Origin of the sequence: Candidatus Desulfatibia sp., assembly GCF_036446775.1 — a bacterium.
Classification (GTDB): Bacteria; Desulfobacterota; Desulfobacteria; order Desulfobacterales; family UBA11574; genus Desulfatibia_A.
Map to the genome: position 1 here is coordinate 1 of NZ_JAZFTO010000011.1, position 5,685 is coordinate 5,685.

1 protein-coding gene is annotated in these 5,685 nt (G+C 51.3%); it reads left to right on the forward strand.

The features are described 5' to 3' along the window. A partial coding sequence (locus tag V3S16_RS00515) for an SDR family NAD(P)-dependent oxidoreductase (RefSeq protein WP_413882716.1) occupies nucleotides 1–5,685 on the forward strand: 5,685 nt, incomplete at both ends.

A 5,685-nucleotide genomic window follows, 5' to 3' on the forward strand; every position in this document is an offset into this window, starting at 1 on the left:
AGTCAACAAATAATAAAAATGGACCAAAAGAGTCGGTTGCCATCGTTGGCATGGGATGCATTTTCCCAAAATCTTCCGATCTGCAAGGTTACTGGCGCCTGCTCTTTCACGGTGAGGATGCCATAACCGAGGTACCGCCCAGCCACTGGTCGCCGCATGATTATTATGATAATGATCCCCAAAAACCGGATCACGTTTACTGCAAGCGCGGCGGTTTTATCTCACCGGTTTCATTCGATCCCACTGAATTCGGAATTCCACCTAATTTACTTGAAGCCACTGATACCGCCCAACTCTTTGGTCTGGTCGTCGCCCAAAAAGCCCTTGAAGATGCCGGTTATGGAGAAAGCGAAGCATTTGATCGCGATAGAACCAGTGTAATTTTAGGTGTAACCGGCACCCAGGAACTTGTCATCCCTCTGGGCGCTCGGCTCGGACACCCCATCTGGCGCAAAGCCCTGGAAAGTTCGGGAATTAATTCTGAAAAGACCGCAGAAATAATCAATAAAATATCCGATTCCTACGTGTCATGGCAGGAAAACTCGTTTCCGGGGCTTTTGGGAAACGTTATCGCCGGCAGGATTTGTAATCGGCTTGATTTCGGGGGTACCAACTGTGCCGTTGACGCTGCCTGTGCAAGCTCTTTGAGCGCCGTCCATCTTGCGGTTTTAGAGCTGTTATCCGGACACAGCGACATGGTTATCACCGGTGGTGTCGATATGCTGAACGATATCTTCATGCATATGTGTTTTTCCAAGACCGGTGTGCTGTCACCCACAGGAGATATCAGACCGTTTTCAAAAGACGCCGACGGCACGGTGCTGGGCGAAGGGGTGGGATTATTTGTTCTCAAACGGCTGGAAGATGCCCGACGCGACGGCAACAAAATTTATGCGGTTATCAAAGGCATGGGATCTTCCAGCGATGGAAAATCACAGAGCATTTATGCACCCAGGGCTGAAGGACAGCTTAAAGCACTGCAAACGGCGTACAAGGAAGCCGGCATAGACCCTGCTACCGTCGGGCTTTTTGAAGCCCACGGCACCGGCACAAGAGTTGGAGACGCAGTTGAGTTTCAGGCCTTAAACCGGCTTTTGGAAAACGCGAACAAAAATGAAAACCGTTGTGCCCTGGGCTCGGTAAAATCGATGATCGGCCACACCAAGGCCGCAGCCGGCGCGGCCGGTCTGATGAAGATCGCACTGGCCCTGCATCACAAAGTCCTGCCGCCGACCTTGAAAGTCGACCAGCCCGATCCCAATTTAAAGATCCATGAAAGCCCCCTGTACCTGAACACGGAGACCAGGCCCTGGTTCTCGCACAAGGATCACCCGCGCAGATCAGGTCTCAGTGCTTTCGGCTTCGGCGGCAGCAATTTCCATCTGGTGCTCGAAGAATACCACCAAGACAAACAAGTTGTTTCCTGGGACGGAGCCGTTGAAATCGCGGCGCTGTCGGCTCCCGATCCACAGGAGCTTGTCGAACATTTTAACAGCTTGAAAGCTGCCATCGCAAGCAATGCCTCCTTTCAAGAAGTTTCTATCAAAGCCTCTCAAACAAGGAGCGCTTTTTCCCCGACAGACCCCTGCCGTCTCCTGATAGTCCTGGAACGCTCCATGGATCTTGCGCGTCTGTTTGACCGTGTCTCACATGCCCTGGAGTCAAACGGCACAACAAGTTCGTGGCATGCAAAGAACATATACTATGGATGCTCAGCTAAGTCCGGCAAGATTGCTTTTATTTTTCCGGGCCAGGGCAGCCAGTATGTCGGTATGGGCCGTGATCTTGTCTGCACTTTTCCGGAGGCTTTCAAAATTCTGGAAAATGTAAACCAAAAAATCGAAAGCTCAGCTTGTATCACTGATTTTATTTACCCGCCCCCTGCCCTGACTGCCCGGGAAAACAAAAAACAGCAGGAAAGGTTGAGAGTAACGGATATCGCTCAACCCGCTATCGGTGCCGTGAGCATTGCCATGCAGCAGATTCTGCAAGGATTCGGCCTTCAACCGGACGCAACCTGCGGGCACAGCTTTGGTGAATTCTCGGCTCTGTGTGCCGCCGGCTGGATCGATCTGGATACGTTTTTGCACCTTGCCGTTACCCGGGGCCGCTTGATGGCAACCGCCGGTCAAACTAAGGGCGCCATGCTGGCGGTCAAAGCCCCCCTGAACGAACTGGCTGCTATGATCAATAAGTCAGATTTAGATGTCGTTCTGGCCAACAGAAACAGTCCCCGGCAAGGGGTTTTGTCAGGATCAATCCAAGAGATTTCCCGGGCTGAAAAAATTTGCAAGCAGCAAGGATTCAAATCAATCCTTTTACCGGTATCGGCTGCTTTTCACAGCCCTCTGGTAAAAGATGCCCAGAAACCTTTCCAACTGGCCTTAAAAGCAATCGACATCAAGCCTTCAGACGTACCGGTTTTTTCCAACACAACCGGCACCCCCTATTCGAATGATCCTGAAGAAGCTAAAAAACTGCTGGGTGAACATCTACTGTGCCCTGTCGATTTTGTAAGTGAGATCGAAAATTTATATGAATCCGGCGTTAGCACCTATATTGAGGTCGGCCCCAAATCGGTTTTGACCGGACTTGTAAAAGCGATTTTAAAAGATCGCGACTTTGAAGCCCTGGCTCTGGATGATTCCGCGGGCAGACGCTCCGGACTGGCCGATCTTGCCGCAACACTTAGCCGGATTGCCTCCCTGGGCCATCGGGTTGATTTAAGCAGATGGCAGGAGACTCGCACGCAAACGCGAAAACAGCTTATGAGCATTCCCATTGCAGGTGCAAATTATCGCCCGTCAACACCTCCGGAACCGCCATCCAACCGACCCGCAGCGTCAGCCGACCAAAAGCGTTCCGATAGTGGAAATACAAACACCATGAAGAACACGCAGCAACAAGAAAAGTTCATTCTGGATGCTTTAAAGGTTGTTCAAGAAGGCCTGCAATCGATGCAGGCGCTCCAAGCGCAGACAGCCGAAACTCATCAGATATTTTTACAGACCCAGAGCGAGGCCGGCCGCACTCTGCAGAATATGATGGAAAATACCCAGCGTCTGGCGGAAGCTTCACTTGGACTAAAAACAAAAGTTGGCCCTTCCAATTTCAAATCCGACCGCAGCCTTAAACGATTTGAACCCGAAGAACAAATTGCGGACACTCAAGTTACCCACAAAACGCCTTACGACCAGGCGCTGCAACCGGCTTCAGCGGAATCCGAAGCAGCCTCGGCTTTGATCCGGGAACCTGACTTGACAACCGACATAAAAACGCCCCTGCCGCCCGGCAGTTCTCAAAAAGAATTGGGAAACAGCATGCTGGAAGTGGTCAGCCAATTGACCGGTTATCCGGTAGAGATGTTAGATCTGAACATGGATATTGAGGCCGATCTGGGCATCGACTCTATCAAACGGGTTGAGATACTTTCCACGCTGGAAGAAAAGATGCCCGGCCTGCCCCCTGTTTCCCCTGAAATTATGGGAAGCCTGAAAACTCTGGGGCAAATCATCGACTACCTTACGGAAGATATCGAAAACAACACTTTTTCGCATGCCAAAATTGCAGATGAACCGTCACTTGATATAGAACATCAGGCTCTGGAGAACAGCATGCTGGAGGTGGTCAGCCAATTGACCGGTTATCCCGCAGAGATGTTAGATCTGAACATGGATATTGAGGCCGATCTGGGCATCGACTCCATCAAACGGGTTGAGATACTTTCCACCCTGGAAGAAAAGATGCCCGGCCTGCCCCCTGTTTCCCCTGAAATCATGGGAAGCCTGAAAACCCTGGGTCAGATTATCGATTACCTTACGGAAGATATCGACAACGACACTCTTGCGCATGCCAAAATTGCAGATGAACCGTCACTTGATGTAGAACATCAGGCTCTGGAGAACAGCATGCTGGAGGTGGTCAGCCAATTGACCGGTTATCCCGCAGAGATGCTCGACCTGAACATGGATATTGAGGCCGATCTGGGCATCGACTCCATCAAACGGGTTGAGATACTTTCCACCCTGGAAGAAAAAGTGCCCGGCCTGCCGCCTGTTTCCCCCGAAATCATGGGAAGCCTGAAAACCCTGGGCCAGATCATCGCATACCTCGCGGATGTTGATGCTGATAAAACCGATGCTGCTCAAAATGAAACTGCAACCGCTTCCCACGCATTATCAAAGCCGGATATGGTTGAATCAACAGCACCGGCCGTCAGTACCAACGATGCTTTGGTGGACGTTTCACCTCAAGATTCGGCAGCCGGAATCGAAAGAAAGGTTGTTTCCATTGTCGAGAAACCGTTTAATCCCGGTGATCGATTGGCGCTGCCCGCCGGCCGCAAGGTTTTTGTCACCGATGACAAAACCGGTCTTGCCAAAGCCGTGGCTGATGAATTTGCATCCAATAATATCGATACCGCCCTTATCCCCGTTGACAGCCTGCCGGAAATACTAAACAACAACAACGCTGTCAGCAAAGCTGCCGGCCTGGTCATTGTGGCCGACAATGTTTTGAATCATGCGAGCCGGATAGATCAACAAGGCACTAAATTCCTCAAAGACGCTTTTTTGCTGACCAATTATCTGGCGCCGGACCTTATCGATTCCGCAGCAAAAGCCGGCGCTTTTTTAGCGACTATAACGCGTCTGGACGGCGCCTTCGGCTTTAAAGGCCAGGGCTTTGCCGATCCTTTGCAGGGCGGACTCGCCGGTCTTGCCAAAACCGCCTCGATTGAATGGGACGGTGTCTGCTGCCGCGCCTTTGACATCGCTCCGCAATGGGAAGCAAATAAAGAAATGGCCCAAGTCGTTGTATCAGAACTGATTCATGCCGACCTTTCCGAGCCCGTCGAAATCGGCCTGGATTCCGACTCCCGCAATATTTTAAAGCTTGAAGCGGCACCATACCCCCAGGGTGACATAGAGCTCAATGCGGGCGACGTTGTGGTGGTTACGGGAGGGGCCCGCGGTGTAACCGCTTCAGCGGCAGCTGCGTTGGCAAAGCATGTAAAACCCACTCTCGTTCTGCTGGGACGATCTCCCCGGCCCTCCCCCGAACCCGAGTGGCTGCTTGCGCTGGAAGAAGAGGCCCAGGTCAAAAAAGCGATCCTTGAAAACGAATACAGCGGCACCACGGCAACGCCCATGCAGATTGAAAAAGCATTCAAAAAGCATATGGCAAATCGCGAAATTACAAGAAATCTGGAACAAATCAAAAAAGACGGCGCAGCTGTGTTTTACTATTCGGCTGACGTCCGCAATTTTGATGTTGTCAGCGCGATTCTTGATGAAGTTCGCTCAACTCACGGCCCCATAAAAGGTATTATTCACGGCGCCGGTGCCCTGCAAGATCGTTTGATTATAGATAAGACCATGGAGCAGTTTGAAAATGTCTTCGATCCCAAAGTCCAGGGCCTCAATGTATTGCTGGAAGCAACCAAACAGGATGCTCTCAGGTATCTTGTACTTTTTTCTTCTGTGGCCGCCCGCATGGGAAACAACGGCCAGGTCGACTATGCCATGGCCAATGAAATACTCAATAAGATCGCGCAACAGGAGTCGCTATCGCGTCCGGACTGCAAGGTCGTCTCCATTAACTGGGGACCATGGGACGGCGGCATGGTATGTGCGGCCTTAAAGCGCAAGTTTGCCAAAAGCGGTATCGAGTTGATCCCCCTAAATG